Here is a 20115-nt window from a genome sequence, read left to right as displayed (position 1 = left end):
CTGTTTATATTACTTTTTCATCTAAGTGCCATTTTCTACCATTATCTCCTTAAATTTCCTCTTCTTATCAAAAATTTCTTTTTTATTTTTACTATTAACTCGAAAAAACAAATAAAAAATACAAAATTTCCTATTTTTTAAACTAATATCAAAATTCTAGAAATAGATCTTATTTAAAGCTCAAATTCCTACAAAATGGATTTTTATAGTTTATTATTCCAATAAAAAAGAAAAACTGAACATTCACCGCAACTATAATCGGCCATAAAACATCGAGATAATTTATGATCAAAAAACCATTTTTGTTTGTCATCGCAACTACATTCTCTTTATCTTCTCAAGCAACTTATTTAGGGGGATTTGCAAGCACAAGTATTAACTACTTGGATTGGACAACACATACAACACACAAAACAGGCAAAACTTCCCATAAAGATGACTTTGCCTATTTAGAACTTGAAGGTGCAGCTAATTTTTCATGGGGGGAGTTTTATGGCTTTTTCGATTTAGAGAATCCTTTTAATAAAAGAGAAACTCATCCGGGAGATAATCAACGCTATACCATTAAAAGTACTGCTCGTATTTATTTAGGCGAAAGTAACTTTAATTTATATGGACATGTTTATGGTACATGGTCTCTCCCCGGTAAAAAATATGGTGGTAACTTCCATGAAGTAAATACACTTTATGGCTTTGGCTATAACACACAAATTGCTAATTTATGGTTTAAACCTTTTATTGCCCTTCATTATGTCGATCAATCTAAATATTCAGGTAACAACGGTTATGTCGCTGGTTGGGTTGCTGGATATGATTTTAATATAAAAAATCAAAAATTTAGCCTAACAAACTGGCATGAAATGGAATTTCAACGACACAAGCGTTATGGCAATGGAGGTAAAAATGGCATTAATGGCGCTTTAGCCATTTGGTGGCATCCAACAACATCTATCACCACAGGAATTCAATATCGTTATGCTTATAAAAAGCTAGGAGAGAGTTTTCTGCAAGATGGCATTGTATATAGCTTGAAATATAACTTCTGATAGCAAATTGTTAATTTTTATTACAGCGGATCGATTTTTATCCGCTGTAATCCTTTTTTCTTGTTTTAATGAAAAAATTCTCATTGAATATAAATATTCAACAAATGATCTATTATCAACATTAAAAATCACATAGAAGGTAAATTAAGATATTAAACATCAGAATAAAAAGAATTTAGCTCATAAATTCTCCTCTGACCTCCCTACTGTCACTTTTTTAATCAAAATACGTTTTCTTACATTTTTTATTGCATTTTTATTTGTAAAAATATGTATTTATTTTAGAAATATGGTACTTTATGAAATTATCGTTAATATCCAACAATTAAATTAACAATTATTTAATACTTTAATTACTTGTGATCACATTAACACAAAAGAACAACCAATCACCCACTTACCATTACAATTGTTTACACTGTCGCAACCTTACCGTAAAATGTCCTTACTGATACTGATGAAACAACAATAGAACCTTTGTCATTTAGGTCGTTGGATGAGACTTATGAAATACATAAAAAGTATTGGGACACTCTCGCTATTAGCCGCCGCTCTCTTATTAAGTGGCTGTGACATGGCGTTAATGGATCCCAAAGGCGCTATCGGCGCTGAGCAAAAAACATTAATCCTTATTGCACTTGGTTTAATGTTAATTGTTGTGATACCGGTAATACTGATGGTGATTGTTTTCGCTTATCGCTACCGCGAATCCAATACAAAAGCCACCTACCGCCCAAACTGGGCTCACTCAAATAAAATTGAACTCGTTGTTTGGACCGTGCCAATTATCATTATTGTGATTTTGGCAAGCATCACATGGAAAACAACCCATGAGCTTGATCCTTACAAACCCTTAGAGTCCTCAGAAAAACCGGTCACCATTGAAGTTGTTTCAATGGATTGGAAATGGTTATTTATCTATCCAGAGCAAGGTATTGCGACAGTCAATGAATTGGCTTTCCCTGCTAATGTGCCTGTTAATTTCAAAATCACGTCTGACTCAGTCATGAACTCATTCTTTATCCCTCGTTTAGGTGGACAAATCTATGCGATGGCTGGAATGCAAACTAAGCTGCACTTAATTGCTAATGAACCTGGTGAATATCCTGGGATGTCAGCAAGTTATAGTGGACACGGTTTTTCTGATATGAAATTTACAGCGATTGCGACACCTGATCGCGCCGGTTTCGACGCATGGGTTGAAAAAGTCAAACAATCGTCAGATACGTTAAATACGACCGCTGCATTTAATGAACTTGCTAAACCAAGCCAAAAAAATCCAGTGACCTACTATTCAAGCGTGAAGCCAATGTTATTCCAAGAGACCATTTCTAAATTTGGTCACACAGGTCATGGCGCTCACACCAGTGGCAATCAGACAGCACATACTGATGCAACAATGAATATGAACATGAGCCATGCGGCGCATGCAGGAGCAGAGGAATAAAGGCATGTTCGGAAAATTAACTCTTGATGCAATCCCGTTACATGAACCTATTATCGTAGTAACTTTACTCGGTATCGTTCTGGGCGGACTTGCTGTTGTTGGCGCACTAACTTATTTTCGTAAATGGAAATGGTTATGGAGCGAATGGTTAACCAGTGTTGACCATAAAAAAATTGGTATTATGTATATCATCGTTGCAATGGTCATGATGTTCCGTGGCTTTGCCGATGCCATTATGATGAGAAGCCAACAGGCGCTAGCATCAGCAGGTGAAGCGGGCTTCTTACCTCCTCATCACTATGATCAGATTTTTACCGCACACGGCGTTATCATGATTTTCTTCATGGCAACCCCTTTCGTTGTGGGTCTGATGAACCTCGTTGTGCCTTTACAGATTGGTGCTCGTGATGTGGCCTTCCCTTTCCTAAACTCGCTGAGCTTCTGGTTCTTCGTCGTTGGTGTGATACTTATCAACCTTTCTTTAGGTATTGGTGAATTCGCACAAACAGGTTGGTTAGCTTACCCGCCACTTTCTGGCTTGGAATACAACCCAGGAGTCGGGGTCGATTATTGGATATGGAGTTTACAGATATCCGGTATTGGTACGCTTCTAACGGGAGTTAACTTCTTTGCGACTATCCTGCGTATGCGTGCGCCGGGTATGAGTATGATGAAAATGCCAGTATTCTCTTGGGCTGCTTTATGTACTAACGTCCTGATTATCGCTGCATTCCCAATTTTAACCGTTACGATTACATTGTTAACATTAGACCGCTATCTTGGTACGCATTTCTTTACCAATGATATGGGCGGTAACATGATGATGTACATCAACCTCGTATGGGCTTGGGGTCATCCAGAAGTTTATATCCTTGTTTTGCCTGTATTTGGTGTGTTCTCGGAAGTCACCGCAACATTCTCTAAAAAACGGTTATTTGGTTACACCTCATTAGTTGGTGCAACTGTTGTTATTACCGTATTGTCATTTATCGTTTGGTTACACCACTTCTTTACTATGGGTTCAGGGGCTAACGTAAACGCCTTCTTTGGTATCGCCACCATGATCATCGCCATACCGACAGGGGTTAAGATCTTTAACTGGCTGTTTACGATGTATCAAGGCCGTATCGAGTACAAAAGCCCAATGCTATGGACTATCGGTTTCCTGATCACTTTCTCTGTAGGGGGAATGACCGGGGTTCTGCTGGCAGTTCCGGGTGCTAACTTTGTTTTACATAACAGCTTATTCTTAATTGCTCACTTCCATAACGTTATTATCGGTGGTGTGGTATTTGGCTGTTTCGCAGGTATGACTTACTGGTTCCCTAAAGCATTCGGTTTCACACTGAATGAAAAATGGGGTATTCGTGCATTCTGGTTCTGGTTTATCGGCTTCTTTATGGCCTTTATGCCACTGTATATTCTTGGCTTTATGGGTATGACTCGTCGTTTAAGCCAAAATATCAATCCAGAGTTTAACCCAATGCTGCTAGTTGCCGCGGGCGGTGCTGCACTGATTGCTATCGGTATTGCTTGCCAAGTTATCCAAATTTACGTGAGTATTCGCGACCGTGACCAAAATCGTGATTTAACAGGCGATCCATGGGGCGGACGTACTCTCGAGTGGTCAATTTCTTCACCTGCACCTTTCTACAACTTCGCTGTTGAACCGAATGTTCAAACTCGTGATGAGTGGTGGGATCAGAAAGAAAAAGGCACTGCTTATCAGCGCCCAACCAAATACGAACCAATCCACATGCCTAAAAATACAGGCGCTGGTGTGATTATTTCAGCATTCAGTTTAGTCCTTGGTTTTGCCATGATCTGGCATATCTGGTGGTTAGCTATCGTTGGTTTCGCTGGCATGATTGTCACTTGGATCGTGAAAAGCTTTGATACAGATGTGGATTACTATGTCCAAGTACCTGAAATTGAAGCTCTCGAGAATAAGCATTATGAAGAACTGAAAAAAGCAGGTGTGAAATAATGTCTACTCAAACTGTAAATAACACAAACGCCCATGAGCATCATGGGCACCACGATGCAGGAGCGACGAAAGTTTTCGGCTTCTGGATCTACCTAATGAGCGACCTTATCCTGTTTGCCAGCTTATTCGCCACTTATGCGGTGCTTGTTAACGGGATTGCTGATGGTCCTTCTGGTAAAGAAATCTTTAGCTTACCTTTTGTTTTAGTTGAAACCTTCTTATTACTATTTAGTAGTATCACTTTTGGTTTCGCTATGCTGAGCATGAATAAAGGTAGCGTTAGCCAAGTTAATCTGTGGTTATTTGTTACTTTCTTATTCGGCTTAGGTTTCGTCATCATGGAAGTTTACGAATTCCATGAGCTAATCGCAGAAGGTTATGGCCCAGATCGCAGTGCATTCTTATCTGCATTCTTTGCTTTAGTGTCAACGCACGGTCTTCACGTAACAGCGGGTTTAATTTGGATTGTGATCCTAATGATCCAAGTATCACGCCGTGGTTTAACCGAAGTTAACCGTACTCGCTTAAGCTGTTTAAGTCTGTTCTGGCACTTCCTTGACGTTGTCTGGATTTGTGTGTTCACCGTAGTTTATCTGATGGGAGCGATGTAATGAGTCATCCAAATACTTCTCCTTCAGGCGCAAGCCACGGCAGCATGAAGTCTTACCTGATTGGCTTTATTCTGTCTGTTATCCTCACCGTTATTCCATTTTGGATGGTGATGGAAGGAACCGCGACACCAGCAACTATTCTATGGACTGTTGTCGGTATGGCAGTTGTGCAGATTGTTGTTCATTTAGTCTGCTTCTTACATATGAATACGTCATCAGAAGAGCGCTGGAACGTCGTTGCATTCCTGTTCACACTGCTTATTATCGGCATTGTTGTCGTAGGCTCGTTGTGGATTATGTACAACCTGAACATCAATATGATGATGGATTAAGAGTTGTCGCTATGATTAAGCAATACCTACAAGTCACCAAACCAGGAATTATTTTCGGAAATTTAATTTCTGTAATAGGTGGTTTCCTTCTCGCCTCCAAAGGTGAGATTGACTACCCCCTATTTGTCTCGACTCTACTTGGGGTGTCTCTGGTCGTTGCTTCTGGTTGTGTTTTTAACAACTATATTGACCGTGATATTGACCGTATCATGGAAAGAACGAAGAACCGCCCATTAGTTAAAGGATTAATTGACCCTCGAATTAGCCTGATTTATGCCTCAGTATTAGGTATTGCAGGTGTTGTGCTGCTCTATGTAGCAGCCAACCCGCTTGCAATGTTTATCGCTGTATTTGGTTTTATTATTTATGTTGGGGTTTATAGCCTCTATATGAAGCGTAAATCTGTTTATGGCACACTGATTGGAAGTTTATCTGGCTCTGCCCCTCCTGTTATCGGTTATTGTGCCGTTAGCGGTGAATTTGATGCGGGCGCGGCAATCCTATTACTTATCTTTAGTTTATGGCAGATGCCTCACTCTTATGCCATTGCTATTTTCCGTTTTAAAGACTATCAAGCTGCTAATATTCCGGTATTACCCGTTATTAAAGGGATCTCAGTCGCTAAACGCCATATCATTCTTTATATTCTGGCATTTATGATTGCAACCTTAATGCTGACGTTAGTTGGATATGCGGGCTATAAATATCTAATAGTTGCTTCTGCCGTCAGTATTTGGTGGTTGGGCATGGCTTTATCCGGTTATAAAGCAACCAATGATAAAGTGTGGGCACGAAAATTATTTATTTTCTCTATTGTGGCAATCACTTCATTAAGTGTAATGATGTCGGTTGATCCAACAAGCTCAACAGAAACTGTCTTTGCTTATTTAAGATAATGTATTTACTAAAGTAACCGAAAGACCAGTCAGTCTCCTGACTGGTCTTTTTTTATCCTGTTTTGCGACTAAAGAAGATATCAGTACAGTTTTGACTTTTTTGCATCCCATTTATTGATTAACCTCGTTATAAAATGCCATTACAATGGGGTATCAGTAATACGAGGTAATCCATGAATGATAATAAAATGACCCCATTAGAGCGCAAAGCAACATGGGGACTAGGCACTGTTTTTTCTCTTCGCATGCTTGGCATGTTTATGGTACTCCCTGTTTTAACCACTTATGGGCTTCAACTACAACATGCAACAGAATCTCTCATTGGATTAGCCATCGGTATTTATGGATTAACACAAGCGGTATTCCAAATTCCTTTTGGTATTTTCTCTGATAAGTTTGGTCGAAAACCTATGATTGTTTTCGGCCTAATAATTTTTATTGTCGGGAGCCTTATTGCAGCTCTTAGTGACAATATTTACGGCATTATTATTGGTCGAGCACTACAAGGTGCTGGAGCTATATCTGCCGCAGTTATGGCTTTACTCTCCGATCTAACTCGAGAGCAAAATAGAACAAAAGCAATGGCCTTTATTGGTATTAGCTTTGGGATAACCTTTGCTTTAGCCCTCGTTTTGGGGCCAGTCTTAACACATATTTTTGGTTTACATGGGCTCTTTTGGGGGATCGCCCTACTTGCCTTTGGTGGAATTATTATTACGCTTTTTACCGTTCCCAATAGTGAACATCATATTCTTAATCGAGAATCTGGTTTTGTCCGTGGCAGTGTAAAAAAAGTCTTATTTGATGCACAACTTCTTAAGTTGAATACGGGTATTTTTTCACTACATACTTTATTAATGGCGGCATTTGTTGCACTTCCTCTGGTTATGAGTAGCGCAGGTTTAGCAAAAGAAAAGCACTGGATTGTTTATCTTGTCACTATGCTTATCGCCTTTATTACCGTATTACCCTTTATTATCTACGCAGAAAAAAAACGTAAAATGAAACAGGTTTTCTTATTCTGTATCTTTTTACTGATTATCGCTCAAATTATTTTAATAAGCTCAGGCTCTAGTTTATGGCTGATTATTGCTGGCATTCAGGTCTTTTTTATTGGCTTTAATATTATGGAAGCACTACTACCTTCATTAATTAGTAAAGAAGCACCTGCTGGCTATAAAGGTACTGCAATGGGAATTTATTCCACTAGCCAATTTTTAGGTGTGGCATTAGGCGGTATTTTAGGTGGATGGCTTTATCAGCATTATGATGCACAAATCGTATTTCTGGGCTGTTTAGTGATTGGCATTATTTGGTTTTTGATTAGCTTAACTTTACGTCAACCCGCTTATGTGAGTAGTTTACGTATTGAATTACCATCTAATCTGTCTTTAGATCAGCAACAAAAACTACAACAAATATTTAAACAACAACCAGGTGTTAATGAAGTTGTGATTATTGCTGATGAGCAAAGCGCCTATATCAAAGTGGACACCAAACAAACACCGAGAGCAATATTAGAGTCTTTAATCCCTTCTGTTTAACTCACAATCAGTTTGCCTAATGAAAACAAAAATGCGCTGTTTATTCAGCGCATTTTTTATGACTAAATGAATAAATTGTTAGTCACGGAAGTTATTAAATTGGAATGGCTGTCCTAGCTCACCTTCTCGGACTAATTTCATTACAGCTTGTAAGTCATCACGGGATTTACCTGTAACACGAACTTGTTCGCCTTGAATTTGAGCTTGTACTTTTAATTTACTGTCTTTAATTAGCTTAACAATTTTCTTCGCTAATGCAGTATCAATCCCTTGTTTCAAGGTTGCTTCCACACTGTACATTTTTCCGCTGTGAGTCATTTCTTCAGGGATATTTAATACTGCACCATCGATCCCTCTTTTTGCCATTTTCTCACGCAGAATATCTAATAATTGCTGAACCTGAAATTCAGATACGCTGGTCGTTTTCACTGACTCTGCTTTTTCGTTTAATTCAAAACTGGCTTCGACATTACGAAAATCCCAACGAGTAGTCAGTTCACGTTGTGCGTTTTCAACCGCATTACGCACTTCATGTAAGTCAACTTCAGATACGATATCAAAAGATGGCATTCTTTCTTCCTCAATAAATAAATACAACCCAAATAATAGCTTCTTTTAAGGTTGCAAAAAAGCATTGCACATTCAATAACGGCTTTAACACTCAAATTCATACTGATAGTAAAGAGCAAACATACTTTAAACAGAGAAGCACAATCAATGTTATAATTTCAGAAAGATAGTCTAGTAACAGCAAGTCACCGCCTTACTCTATTACGATTTTCAAAAGAAGAGGCACAATGAAAATTACCGTTTTAGGATGTGGTTCAATAGGTAAACTTTGGATCGCCGCATTAACACTTCAAACTCATGAAGTACAAGGCTGGCTAAGAGTGCCACAACCTTTTTTAGATGTGAGTGTCGATAATATTAATGGTGAGCCTTTTTATCAGCGCATTATCGCGAATCAGCTTGAATGGTTAAAACAAAGCGAATTACTTATTGTTTGCTTAAAATCGTGGCAAGTCTCAGATGCTGTAAATGCACTTCTACCTTATTTATCTGCACAATGTCCTATCTTATTAATTCATAATGGTATGGGAACTGCTGATGAATTAACAGCAACACAACACTCTATCACTAGACCAATTTTGCAAGGCATTATTACTCACGGCGCTTATCAACAAGGCCAGAACGTTATTCATACAGCTACAGGTATAACACATATTGGCCCATTAAATGGTATTGCTCAGCAATATAGTCATTTAGCAGAAATACTGCATCATGCATTACCTGATGTTGCTTGGCACAATGATATTCATACCATTAGTTGGCTAAAATTAGCTGTAAATTGTGTTATTAATCCATTAACTGTTTATTATCAATGTCGTAATGGGGATTTATTGCGCTACCCTGAGCATATTCACAAAATTTGTGATGAAGTTTATCAAGTGATGGAGCGTGAAGGTGTTGTCCCTACATCTAAAACACATCTGCATGGCTACATTATTGATACCATAGAACAAACAGCAAATAATTATTCATCTATGTATCAAGATGTGAAATATCAACGCCACACAGAGATTGACTATATTACTGGTTATTTATTGCGTCGAGCGTCAGCACAAGGCCTTGTTTTACCAGAAAATAACCACCTTTTTCAATTTATCAAACAACAGGAAGGCAATTATGACCATATCAGCGATCATCTGCCTAGCTAATGGAAGTGAAGAAACCGAAGTCGTGACCACGGCAGATTTATTAGTTAGGGCCGGTATTCATGTTGTTCTTGCTAGTGCAGAAGATGATGTTGATGATCTTGTTATCACATGTTCTCGTGGTATTAAACTTGTCGCCGATGCGCCTCTAGTTCGTGTTGTTGATCATCACTATGACGTTATTATTCTCCCTGGTGGATTACAAGGTACTGAAACCTTAAGAGACAGCCCTTTAGTGGTTGAAAAAGTCCGCCGTATGCACAGTGAAAATAAACTTGTCGCAGCCATCTGTGCGGCACCTGCCATTATTCTTGAATCTCACAATATTTTCCCCATTGGCAATATGACGGGTTTTCCTGCATTAAAAGATAAAATATCACCGAAAAAATGGGTTGATTATCGAGTCTATTTTGATGAAAGAGTGAATTTAATTACTAGCCAAGCACCTGCAACATCTATCGATTTTGCACTAAAAATTATCGAGCGCTTAAAAGGCAAAGAAGTCGCTGCTGATGTTGCCAAACAACTCGTATTGCCACCCGGTATTTATAATTACCAAGATGAATTTACAGGCTTTGGGGATAGGTAATTTATTATAACCACTGATGTATATTTTTACTTTAGTGGTTATAAGTTACTAGTTAATCAATCTCAAGTATTGTTCTTTTTTTATAATAATTTGTAAGTGCCCTTTATATTCTTCTATCTTACCAAACCCGCATATTCTTTTATTCTTCAAAAAAAACAATGAACCAAATTTCTTATTAAAGATATTTAGATCACTATCCCAAATTAAAAAAGTAATATTTTGATTTGGATAATTATCATCTAAATTTATTATCACTCGTTTATTTAATTTTTTTATTTCTAAAGCAACACCACAAACTAACAATGATTCATTCAGATGAAACGGTGCTTTATTAGCATTAATAGATGAGCTAGCAAAAGCCATCGGTATTAATATAAAAAAAACAAGTGTTATTTTACAAAAACTCATATTATCTTATCCTCTTAACTGTTTTTTTTCTTTCAAAATAATTCTTGGGACTCCGTTATACTCACTAATAATACCATTAATACATATTGGTTTACCCAATTTCAAATTAATACCCATAAATTTCTTTGCATTATCATCCCATATAACCGCATTAAATAATATATTAGGGTAATGACTATCAATATTTAAAAAGGTCATTTTATTAAATGATTTTATTTGTTCTAACTTTCCACAAACTATTTTTTCTTCATCAATGTAATTATAGGCTTCACTCGCTGATATCGTCTCCTCTATTACTTTAGGAAGATATGTTTTTTTTTCGTCTATAACAATTTCTTGAGTTTCTTTGCCTTCAGAAAATAAAAAAGAATTCTTAATAGGTTCTATTTTATTTACTATATTTTTATTATCATAGAGGTATATTACAAAAACACTCACAATGAATAATGCTAAAAAAGAGAAAATAAGAGCTATTCTATTTTGTTTCAGTGATTTTTCTTTATTTTCATCTAATAACTTTATTATGTTATTTTTAATTTCATTGTTTTTTTCTTGACTTAACATGTCTAGCGCTTCTTTGGTTTCTATTCCTATTAGTTTGCCAAGAGCCACACTGGTTATTCTATCTTTTTCTATTTCACATGAAACTTCATTCCCTTCTATTAAATTAGTTATTTGATTAGTTGTTAAATACTGCTCTGTATCCATATTATTTAATTTATTTTTAAATAACGTTAAATCATGTAATATTTCCTCTCTTAATGACTGAGTCATTGAGGTGATTTTTTTCTGTTCTTCTAATTTTAACTTTAATTTATTATTAAAATTAAGTATTTTATTTTTCTCTATCAAAAGTTCATCTGTTTTTTCTTTATGTTCTTTTAATTTTGATACTTCTAATGTTTTTTCATTTAATTTTAATTCTAAATATGCCTTATAGTCTATTTCTTTAATTTTATCTTCCATTGATTTCGAAAAATCAATTTCTTGCTTTAATAGTTCATTTCTAATTTCATTAATAACAAAATTAGACTGATAACGCCATTGCTGATTTGAGTATCTTAATAACATACAACCTACATTTTTAAGCAATGCATTTTGCCTTTTTAATAAATCCCCCCAACTAGAATAATCAATTATATTATTATGTGACTGTATTTTGGATAATCCATCAATCTCAATAGCCAAACAAATTCCTTTGGTTTCATCTAAAACCATAAAATCTATTCGGCGAGATCGATTATCTTGGTCTTTAAATGGAAACTGTGCGTGTAAATAATAAGTATTTAGTTCTGGTATTTGGCTAAGAATTTTTTCTACAAATAAAACTTCATAGTTAGCAGGATGCGTCATTAAATGACTATTTTTATTAATCCATTCTTGCCATTCACTCGATATAGTCATATTTACATATTGCTCACATACTAAAATAATTTGTTAATTTTACTTATGTTGAATTTAAAGTCCACACCAATTAAATATTTTCAAAAATGACTAGTCCTAATATAAGTTGACAACTTTTCAGGCATAAAACGCCCAATGAACTTCATCGGGCGTTTTATAATTTAATCATAAGTGTAGTCGTTTTTTATTATAGAGCAGGATTGATTCTTCTACTAATTTTCTTGCTTGTTCGAGATTTCTCGGTTTTATCAGAAGATACTCCATTTTTAACATTTCATTAACTCATTCAGCTAAGACATTTTGATAACAATCATATCCATCAGCTATAGCGCATTGAATATTATGCTCTTTATGTATTTTCTGATATTCCTAAGAACAATACGGTATCCCTCTATTTGAATGATGGATTAACAAGATTGTCTAAGTTCGTTTTTTAAAGCCTAAACCAAAATGGTAGAGCGGCCTTGTATGCCATATTGATATTGAGCATGTTTATAGGTGAATTCATCTTTTTCTACTTGGTCAACAACCGCTAATTTAAAGGCAAGAAAATAATCTCATTGAATTCGTTTAGTGATTGGTTTCATTACACTCTCCAATTTCAGATTGGAAAGTGTCAACCTTATTTAGGACGGGTCACATCCTTGTATACCATAGTGATCTTGAGCTTGTTTATAGGTTAATTCGCCTTTTTCAACTTGGTCAACAAGCTGTAATTTAAAAGCGAGAGAATAATCGCGTTGAGTTCGTTTAGTGATTGGTTTCATTACATTCTCCAATTTCAGATTGGAAAAGTGTCAACCTTATTCAGGACGGGTCAGTATAATTAAAAAAAACCACTTTATAGTGGCTTTTTTATCAACAATATAAACGTTAAATATTATTTTTTACGGTAGACTTTAACGTTCTCAAAACCTTGTTCACGTAAATAAAGTGCTTGTAAACGGCTCATCATTCCGCGATCACAATAGAGCAAATAGGTTTTTGCTTTATCTAAATCACCAAACTGTGTGCTGAGTTTATAGAATGGTAATTCTTTAACATCAATGCCATCCATTTTTAATGGTGATGTTTCTTGCTCTTCGGGGGAGCGAATATCAAGAATAACGTCATTTGTACCGAATTCAGAGACCATTTCAACTTCTGTGACTTGCTGTACAGTTTCTTCGGCTATACGGCGAATATCCATATTCTTGGCATTTTCAACAACGTTATCAAGAATAGAAAAATCAAACTTCTCTTCTTCAGCTTCAATTTTCGCTTTAACGGCTTTCACTGTTGGGCTTTTTGAGATCACCCCACAGAATTCTGGCATTGTGCGAGCAAAATCTTCTGTGCCAATTTGACGAGCAATATTGATAATGTTCTCTTTATCATGAGTGATAAGAGGACGTAAAATTAACGTATCTGTCGCATTATCAATTAAACGCAAATTAGTTAAGGTCTGGCTAGAAACTTGGCCTAATGCTTCGCCCGTTACAATCGCTTGAACACCATAACGCTCTGCCACTCTTGATGCTGCGCGTACCATCATACGTTTTAGCACAACACCCATTTGCCCGTCATCGACCTTTTCTAAAATTTCTGCGACAACAGGTTCAAAATCAACTGCAACGAAATGCACTTTATGTGAACGGCCAAAACGGTTCCATAAATAATGTGCAACTTGTTTAACACCAATTTCGTGCGCAGAACCACCTAAGTTAAAGAAACAATAGTGAACTCGGCTACCTCGACGCATTAACATATAGCTTGATACACCTGAGTCATAGCCACCAGAGATCAGTGATAAGACATCTTCTTGTGTACCAATTGGAAAACCACCAATACCTTCATAGCGCGCATTGACTAAAATAAGTTTATCGTCTTCAATTTCTAAATTAATGGTGACATCAGGACGCGTTAACTTCACTTTTGCGCTTTCAACGTGTTGGTTAAAACCACCACCTACATAACGCTCAACTTCATTAGAAGTAAAACTGTGTTTACCACGACGTTTTGCACGAACACAGAATGTTTTGTTTTCAACTAAATGCTTAAATGCTGCAAAAGTTTGCTCAAAAATATTATGTAAGTCGGTATAAGGATGTTCTTCGACTTGTAAAAAGTGATGAATACCAGGAATACGTGTTAAAGCATCACATACAGCTTCGCTTTTACTTTCGTCTTTACTCACCACCACAATGTTATCCCAATTACGGACAACTGTGATTTCATCGCCTAATGTATTAAGTACATTACGAATATTGCTAGTGAGGATCTTGATAAAACGTATACGAACGGATTGGCTTTTGATCGTAATTTCAGGGAATAATTTAATAATAAACTTCATAGTCAATGGTCATAGGTTATTAAGTAGAAACATAAACTACAGTGATGTAAATTGACTGGAGTTTATAAAAGTCACAAAGTATATCACCAATATTTAGGGCTCACCCGCAAAAATCATCGACTGAATAAGAAATTTTCTTCTTAATTGTAGTAAGATGATCGCTATTATTCAGCGCTAACATGCTTTATTATCAAAAATATTATGGCTAAGAAAACGACACCAATTAACGAAGACATCGCACAAACACCAAGTTTCGAAGCATCTATGCAAGAACTTGAGCAAATCGTAAACCGTTTAGAATCCGGTGAACTCCCTTTAGAAGAAGCGCTTAATGAGTTTGAACATGGCGTTCGTCTAGCCCGTGTTGGACAAAAAACATTACAAGACGCAGAACAGCGTGTTCGTATTCTTCTTAAAGAAGATGATAATGCAACTCCTGATGATTTTATCCAAGAGGCAGAATAATTGAGTAACGCAACTTCAAGTACGGATGCGTTCCGTCATAAATTAGATTCCGCCCACCAGCGTGTTGATGATGCATTAAACCAAGCGCTATCCGCCTTACCATTTACTGACATGCCACTAGGTAAAGCCATGCATTATGGCGCCCTTTTAGGTGGAAAACGCTTACGCCCTTTCCTTGTTTATGCTGTTGGTGAAATGTTTAAAGTCCCTGCGCTAAACCTTGATGCTCCGGCAGCTGCTGTGGAATGTATTCATGCTTACTCCCTTATTCATGACGATTTACCTGCAATGGATGATGATGATCTGCGTCGCGGTAAACCAACATGTCATATCGAATTCGGTGAAGCCAACGCTATTTTAGCAGGTGATGCACTACAAACTCTGGCTTTTGAGATCTTAGCAAAAAATCCAATGCCTGATGTTTCTATGGCTGATCGCGTTGCAATGATTGCTGAATTAGCCACAGCGAGTGGTCTTTCAGGTATGTGTGGTGGTCAAGCACTTGATCTGGAAGCAGAAGATAAATCCATTGATCTCGCCTCTCTTGAAAAAATCCATTTACACAAAACAGGTGCATTAATTCGTGCAGCTGTTCGTTTAGGTGCATATAGTGCAGGCTCTAAAGGCCATGATGTATTACCTGCATTAGATAAATATGCTCACTCCATTGGCCTTGCCTTTCAAGTGCAAGATGACATTTTAGATGTCATCGGAAGTACCGAAGAAACTGGAAAACGCCAAGGTAGTGACCAAGAGTCAGGAAAAAGCACATATCCTGCACTCCTTGGATTAGAACAAGCTCAAAAGAAAGCACAGGAATTGTATAACGAAGCACTGGATGCCTTAGCGTTTCTTGAGCAATACGAGTACGATACGACCACGCTTAAACAATTAGCGAGTTTTATCGTCGAACGGAAAAACTAATAAAAAATAAAGAGAGCAGCTTACCTGTTCTTTCCCTATTACAAGTGATTAATTAATAGGCATCACATGAGCATTGATATCGAAAAATATCCCACATTGGCGTTGGTTGAAACACCAGAAGATTTGCGCCTATTACCAAAAGAGAGTTTACCTAAACTCTGTGATGAGCTAAGGCTATTTCTTCTTAACAGTGTCAGCCGCTCAAGTGGTCACTTCGCCTCAGGTTTAGGTGCTATTGAGTTAACGGTTGCTCTCCATTACGTCTATAAAACCCCTTTTGATAACCTTATATGGGATGTGGGGCATCAAGCCTATCCCCATAAAATCTTAACAGGTCGCCGTGACCGTATTGATACAATTCGCCAAAAAAATGGATTACATCCCTTCCCTTGGCGTGAAGAGAGCGAATACGACAAACTTTGTGTCGGTCACTCTTCAACCTCTATCAGTGCAGGTTTAGGTATGGCTGTTGCCGCTGAACAAGAAAAACTGAATAGAAAAACAGTTTGTGTCATTGGTGATGGTGCAATTACTGCGGGTATGGCTTTTGAAGCGATGAACCACGCAGGTGATATTGAACCAGATATGCTCGTTGTTCTTAATGATAACGAAATGTCGATTTCAGAAAACGTTGGTGCGTTGAATAATCATCTTGCACAATTGTTATCTGGCAAACTGTATACCACTTTGCGTGAAGGTGGAAAAAAGGTCTTTTCTGGTATTCCACCAATTAAAGAATTACTGAAAAAGACTGAAGAACATATCAAAGGCATGGTCGTTCCTGGCACCATGTTTGAAGAGTTAGGATTTAACTATATTGGTCCTGTTGATGGTCATGATGTTATTGCGTTAGTACAGACTCTCGCTAATATGCGTGATCTAAAAGGTCCTCAACTTCTGCATATTATGACCAAAAAAGGTCGTGGATATGCCCCTGCTGAACGTGATCCGATTAGCTGGCACGCTGTACCTAAATTTGATCCACAAGCAGGTACATTACCTAAAAGCCCTAATGCACGACCTACCTTTTCCAAAATTTTTGGTGACTGGCTATGTGAAGAAGCCTCAACCGATCCAAAATTGATGGCAATTACTCCAGCTATGCGTGAAGGCTCGGGTATGGTGCGCTTCTCAAAAGAATACCCATCACAATACTTTGATGTTGCTATCGCAGAACAACACGCCGTTACCTTTGCAGCAGGTTTAGCCATTGGTGGCTATAAGCCGATTGTTGCTATTTACTCAACATTCTTACAACGCGCTTATGACCAAGTGATCCACGATATTGCCATTCAAAAACTGCCTGTTTTATTTGCTATTGATCGTGGTGGTATTGTGGGAGCAGATGGTCAAACTCACCAAGGTGCTTTTGATCTCTCATTCTTACGCTGTATTCCTAATATGGTCATTATGGCGCCAAGTGACGAAAATGAGTGTCGCCAAATGCTTCACACCGGTTATCACTATCAAGATGGCCCTGTTGCTGTACGCTATCCAAGAGGCTCTAGTATTGGTGCGCAATTGCAACCACTTGATCCACTGCCTATGGGTAAAGGTATTATTCGTCGTCAAGGCAAAGGTATTGCTATTCTAAACTTTGGTACATTACTACCAGAAGCGTTAGAAGTCGCTGAAAAACTTGATGCAACGGTAGCCGATATGCGTTTTATCAAGCCTCTTGATAAATCACTTATCCTTTCTCTGGCTGAACAGCATGATATGTTGGTAACACTAGAAGAAAATGCCATTATGGGTGGCGCGGGCAGTGGTGTTAATGAATTACTCATGCAAGAGCGTTGCTTAGTACCTGTTTTAAATCTAGGCATTCCTGATTTGTTTGTACCACAAGGTGGACAAGAAGAGATCCGAGCAGACTTAGGACTTGATGCTGTTGGTATTGAGAAATCTATTACGGATTATCAAGCTAAATAACGTCTTAAATGCCCGTTTTAAACGGGCATTTTTCTATGCTAATCACTTACCAAAACGACTATTAAATCTTTGATTACTAATTCTTTTATTCATTTTTGAATTACAATTTGGGCATAAGTGTTGTTTTTTACCATCGATAGTCCATGTGTAATATTTCCTTTTAAAACTAAGGTTACAAACATCACAATGGCTAGGTTTAAAAATAGCGGACACCAAAGCAAAAAAAATAATAATACCAATTATCCATCCCATACAGCCCCCTTGCATAAGGAAAACTTAATAATAAATTAAACCTAGTACTATTATTACTCAAACTCCTCTATGTAATATGTCGTCTATAACTCATATTTTATGAAAATCACTGCAAATAAAACATTCTCTTATTGAATCCATTCAGCATTAATTTATTCAATCAGTTAGATTTTTCTTTCTTTTTGCTTGTCAACGAAACGTTTCGATCATGCTCACAATCTGAATAAATCAAACTTGTTTTCCCCCTTTTCTTTTCTACTATATAAGCAGCGAAACGTTTCGCTGAGGAGGAAATATGAAAAAAGGCGTATTACTAAATAGTCCTATTTCTAGCGTAATTTCACGTTTAGGACACACTGACAAAATCACTATTGCAGATGCCGGATTACCCATTCCCTCTTCTGTTGAACGTATTGATCTCGCTCTAACACAGGGTATTCCTGACTTTATGTCAGTATTGCAAACAATCACTCATGAAATGCAAGTTGAAGCAGTGATGCTGGCGGAAGAAATTAAGACCATTAATCCCCTCCTTTTTAATGAGATAGTCTCTTACCTCTATTTATTAGAGCAAGAACAGAAGAAACCCATTCAAATAATGTATGTTTCACATGAAGCATTCAAAAGACAACTTACTGAAAATAAAGCTGTTATTAGAACAGGTGAATGTACACCTTATGCCAATATTGTGTTGTTTTCTGGTGTGACTTTCTGAGGACAATATGAAACCTTTACTCGAACTTAAAGATATTGATAAGTCATTCCCGGGTGTAAAAGCACTATCAGGCGCTACATTGCGCATTTATCCCGGTCGAGTGATGGCCTTAGTGGGTGAAAATGGTGCTGGCAAATCAACGCTGATGAAAGTACTTACTGGCATTTATAAAAAAGATGCTGGCGAGGTAATTTATCAAGGTGAAAGTTGTGCTTTTAATGGCCCCAAATCTTCCCAAGAAGCAGGAATAGGCATTATTCACCAAGAGCTTAACCTTATTCCTGAATTAACCATTGCAGAAAATATCTTCCTAGGTCGTGAGTTTACGCGTGCTTTTGGCGCCATTGACTGGAAGAAAATGTATGCAGAGGCTGATAAGTTATTAGCCCGATTAAACCTTGCATACAGTAGTCACCGTTTAGTGTCTGAATTATCGATTGGTGATCAGCAAATGGTAGAAATTGCCAAGGTACTTAGTTTTGGTTCCAAAGTGATTATTATGGATGAGCCAACGGATGCATTAACTGACACCGAAACGGAATCGCTATTTAGTGTTATTCGAGAACTAAGAGATCAAGGTTGTGGCATTGTTTATATCTCACATCGCTTAAAAGAGATCTTTGAGATTTGCGATGACGTGACCGTACTTCGAGATGGTCAATTTATTGGTGAAAAACCCGTTAGCACATTACAAGAAGATACGCTCATTGAAATGATGGTTGGCCGTAAGTTAGAAGACCAATATCCTCGTATCAACATCCCCCAAGGCAAAACCAAACTCAATGTCATTAACCTCAGTGGTGAAGATGTTCACGATGTCAGTTTCTCATTACATGAAAGTGAAATTCTCGGTATTTCAGGTTTAATGGGTGCTGGTCGTACAGAATTAATGAAAATTATCTACGGCGCATTACCCAAAACCAATGGCACCGTAGAGCTAGATGGCAAACCCTGTCAAATCAAAAAACCGGTTGAAGGATTGGAACACGGCATTGTTTATATCTCTGAAGACAGAAAACGAGATGGCTTAGTGCTAGGTATGTCAGTGAAAGAAAATATGTCACTGACCGCACTTCGTTATTTTAGCCGTGGCATGGGAGTACTCAATCATAAAGAAGAGCAACTCACTGTCGGTGATTTTATTAAATTATTCAATATAAAAACCCCTTCAATGGATCAAACAATTGGCTTTTTATCAGGGGGAAATCAACAAAAAGTGGCTATCGCAAGAGGCCTGATGACTCGCCCTAAAGTGCTTATTCTTGATGAACCCACTCGTGGTGTAGACGTTGGTGCTAAAAAAGAAATTTATCAGCTAATTAATAAATTTAAACAAGAAGGATTAAGCATCATATTAATTTCTTCTGAAATGCCTGAGGTAATGGGAATGAGTGACCGTATTTTGGTGATGCATGAAGGTCGTATTAGCGGTGAGTTTTCAGCTCACAATGTCACACAAGAAATGCTAATGGCAGCCGCTGTTGGTAAACAATATGACGCTAAGGTAGGAGTTTGA

18 protein-coding genes and 2 pseudogenes are annotated in these 20115 nt (G+C 37.4%); 14 read left to right on the top strand and 6 right to left on the bottom strand.

Annotated features, from left to right (window positions below):
- The first annotated feature begins 284 nt into the window (after positions 1 to 284).
- The 7 genes from GWI68_RS04340 to GWI68_RS04310 all read left to right on the top strand — a co-directional run bounded on the left by GWI68_RS04340 (position 285) and on the right by GWI68_RS04310 (position 7863).
- Positions 285 to 1046, top strand: a complete 762-nt coding sequence (locus GWI68_RS04340; protein ID WP_109407986.1) for an outer membrane protein OmpK — start codon at positions 285 to 287, stop codon at positions 1044 to 1046.
- 496 nt (positions 1047 to 1542) lie between these two features.
- Positions 1543 to 2493: a cytochrome o ubiquinol oxidase subunit II gene (cyoA, locus tag GWI68_RS04335; protein ID WP_166539488.1), complete on the top strand. Its 951-nt coding sequence runs from the start codon at positions 1543 to 1545 to the stop codon at positions 2491 to 2493.
- A 4-nt stretch (positions 2494 to 2497) separates the two neighbouring features.
- Positions 2498 to 4480, top strand: coding sequence for a cytochrome o ubiquinol oxidase subunit I (gene cyoB / locus GWI68_RS04330; protein ID WP_166539487.1), 1983 nt, complete (start codon positions 2498 to 2500; stop codon positions 4478 to 4480).
- Positions 4480 to 5091, top strand: coding sequence for a cytochrome o ubiquinol oxidase subunit III (locus GWI68_RS04325; protein WP_072069390.1), 612 nt, complete (start codon positions 4480 to 4482; stop codon positions 5089 to 5091). The genes cyoB and GWI68_RS04325 overlap by 1 nt, the downstream gene beginning before the upstream one ends.
- Positions 5091 to 5423, top strand: coding sequence for a cytochrome o ubiquinol oxidase subunit IV (locus GWI68_RS04320; protein WP_006535101.1), 333 nt, complete (start codon positions 5091 to 5093; stop codon positions 5421 to 5423). Before GWI68_RS04325 ends, GWI68_RS04320 begins: the two co-directional genes overlap by 1 nt.
- Before the next feature lie 11 nt (positions 5424 to 5434).
- Entirely contained in the window at positions 5435 to 6319 is an 885-nt protein-coding gene (gene cyoE, locus GWI68_RS04315; protein ID WP_166539549.1) for a heme o synthase, read from the top strand.
- Between the two features lie 173 nt (positions 6320 to 6492).
- Positions 6493 to 7863, top strand: a complete 1371-nt coding sequence (locus GWI68_RS04310) for an MFS transporter (protein WP_166539486.1) — start codon at positions 6493 to 6495, stop codon at positions 7861 to 7863.
- Positions 7864 to 7941: 78 nt separating this feature from the next.
- Here the strand turns inward: GWI68_RS04310 and GWI68_RS04305 are convergent, their stop codons facing one another.
- Positions 7942 to 8433 carry a YajQ family cyclic di-GMP-binding protein gene (locus GWI68_RS04305; protein ID WP_072063676.1) on the bottom strand — a complete coding sequence of 164 codons (492 nt, stop codon included), beginning with the start codon at positions 8431 to 8433 and terminating at the stop codon, positions 7942 to 7944.
- A gap of 227 nt (positions 8434 to 8660) precedes the next feature.
- On the opposite strand from GWI68_RS04305, the gene panE reads away from it, so the two are divergent.
- A complete protein-coding gene (gene panE, locus GWI68_RS04300) occupies positions 8661 to 9581 on the top strand; it encodes a 2-dehydropantoate 2-reductase (protein WP_166539485.1) in 921 nt (306 codons plus the stop codon).
- Positions 9550 to 10167: a protein deglycase YajL gene (gene yajL / locus GWI68_RS04295; RefSeq protein WP_109407991.1), complete on the top strand. Its 618-nt coding sequence runs from the start codon at positions 9550 to 9552 to the stop codon at positions 10165 to 10167. Before panE ends, yajL begins: the two co-directional genes overlap by 32 nt.
- Before the next feature lie 48 nt (positions 10168 to 10215).
- Here the strand turns inward: yajL and GWI68_RS04290 are convergent, their stop codons facing one another.
- The 5 genes and pseudogenes from GWI68_RS04290 to thiI form a co-directional block, all read right to left on the bottom strand.
- On the bottom strand, positions 10216 to 10575 hold the full coding sequence (locus GWI68_RS04290) for a hypothetical protein (RefSeq protein ID WP_109407992.1): 360 nt from the start codon (positions 10573 to 10575) through the stop codon (positions 10216 to 10218).
- A gap of 6 nt (positions 10576 to 10581) precedes the next feature.
- A complete protein-coding gene (locus GWI68_RS04285) occupies positions 10582 to 11979 on the bottom strand; it encodes a hypothetical protein (RefSeq protein WP_166539484.1) in 1398 nt (465 codons plus the stop codon).
- A gap of 165 nt (positions 11980 to 12144) precedes the next feature.
- A pseudogene (locus GWI68_RS20225) lies at positions 12145 to 12390 on the bottom strand (integrase core domain-containing protein); the annotation flags it as partial.
- Positions 12391 to 12620: 230 nt separating this feature from the next.
- A pseudogene (locus GWI68_RS04280) lies at positions 12621 to 12746 on the bottom strand (IS3 family transposase); the annotation flags it as partial.
- A gap of 113 nt (positions 12747 to 12859) precedes the next feature.
- The gene (thiI, locus tag GWI68_RS04275; protein WP_166539483.1) at positions 12860 to 14311 is read right to left on the bottom strand and encodes a tRNA uracil 4-sulfurtransferase ThiI; all 1452 of its coding nucleotides are present in this window, start codon (positions 14309 to 14311) and stop codon (positions 12860 to 12862) included.
- Positions 14312 to 14512: 201 nt separating this feature from the next.
- Here thiI and xseB point away from each other — a divergent pair, with 201 nt between their 5' ends.
- From xseB to rbsA, 5 genes are all read left to right on the top strand, one after another.
- Entirely contained in the window at positions 14513 to 14776 is a 264-nt protein-coding gene (gene xseB / locus GWI68_RS04270) for an exodeoxyribonuclease VII small subunit (RefSeq protein WP_109393245.1), read from the top strand.
- Positions 14777 to 15700: a (2E,6E)-farnesyl diphosphate synthase gene (gene ispA, locus GWI68_RS04265; RefSeq protein WP_166539482.1), complete on the top strand. Its 924-nt coding sequence runs from the start codon at positions 14777 to 14779 to the stop codon at positions 15698 to 15700.
- A 66-nt stretch (positions 15701 to 15766) separates the two neighbouring features.
- The gene (dxs, locus tag GWI68_RS04260; protein ID WP_109407997.1) at positions 15767 to 17632 is read left to right on the top strand and encodes a 1-deoxy-D-xylulose-5-phosphate synthase; all 1866 of its coding nucleotides are present in this window, start codon (positions 15767 to 15769) and stop codon (positions 17630 to 17632) included.
- 547 nt (positions 17633 to 18179) lie between these two features.
- The gene (gene rbsD / locus GWI68_RS04255) at positions 18180 to 18599 is read left to right on the top strand and encodes a D-ribose pyranase (RefSeq protein ID WP_166539481.1); all 420 of its coding nucleotides are present in this window, start codon (positions 18180 to 18182) and stop codon (positions 18597 to 18599) included.
- A gap of 7 nt (positions 18600 to 18606) precedes the next feature.
- The gene (rbsA, locus tag GWI68_RS04250; protein ID WP_166539480.1) at positions 18607 to 20115 is read left to right on the top strand and encodes a ribose ABC transporter ATP-binding protein RbsA; all 1509 of its coding nucleotides are present in this window, start codon (positions 18607 to 18609) and stop codon (positions 20113 to 20115) included.

Origin of the sequence: Proteus sp. G2669, from assembly GCF_009915245.1 — a bacterium.
In the GTDB taxonomy this organism is placed as follows: domain Bacteria; phylum Pseudomonadota; class Gammaproteobacteria; order Enterobacterales; family Enterobacteriaceae; genus Proteus.
This window is presented reverse-complemented; position numbering and strand designations above follow the sequence as displayed.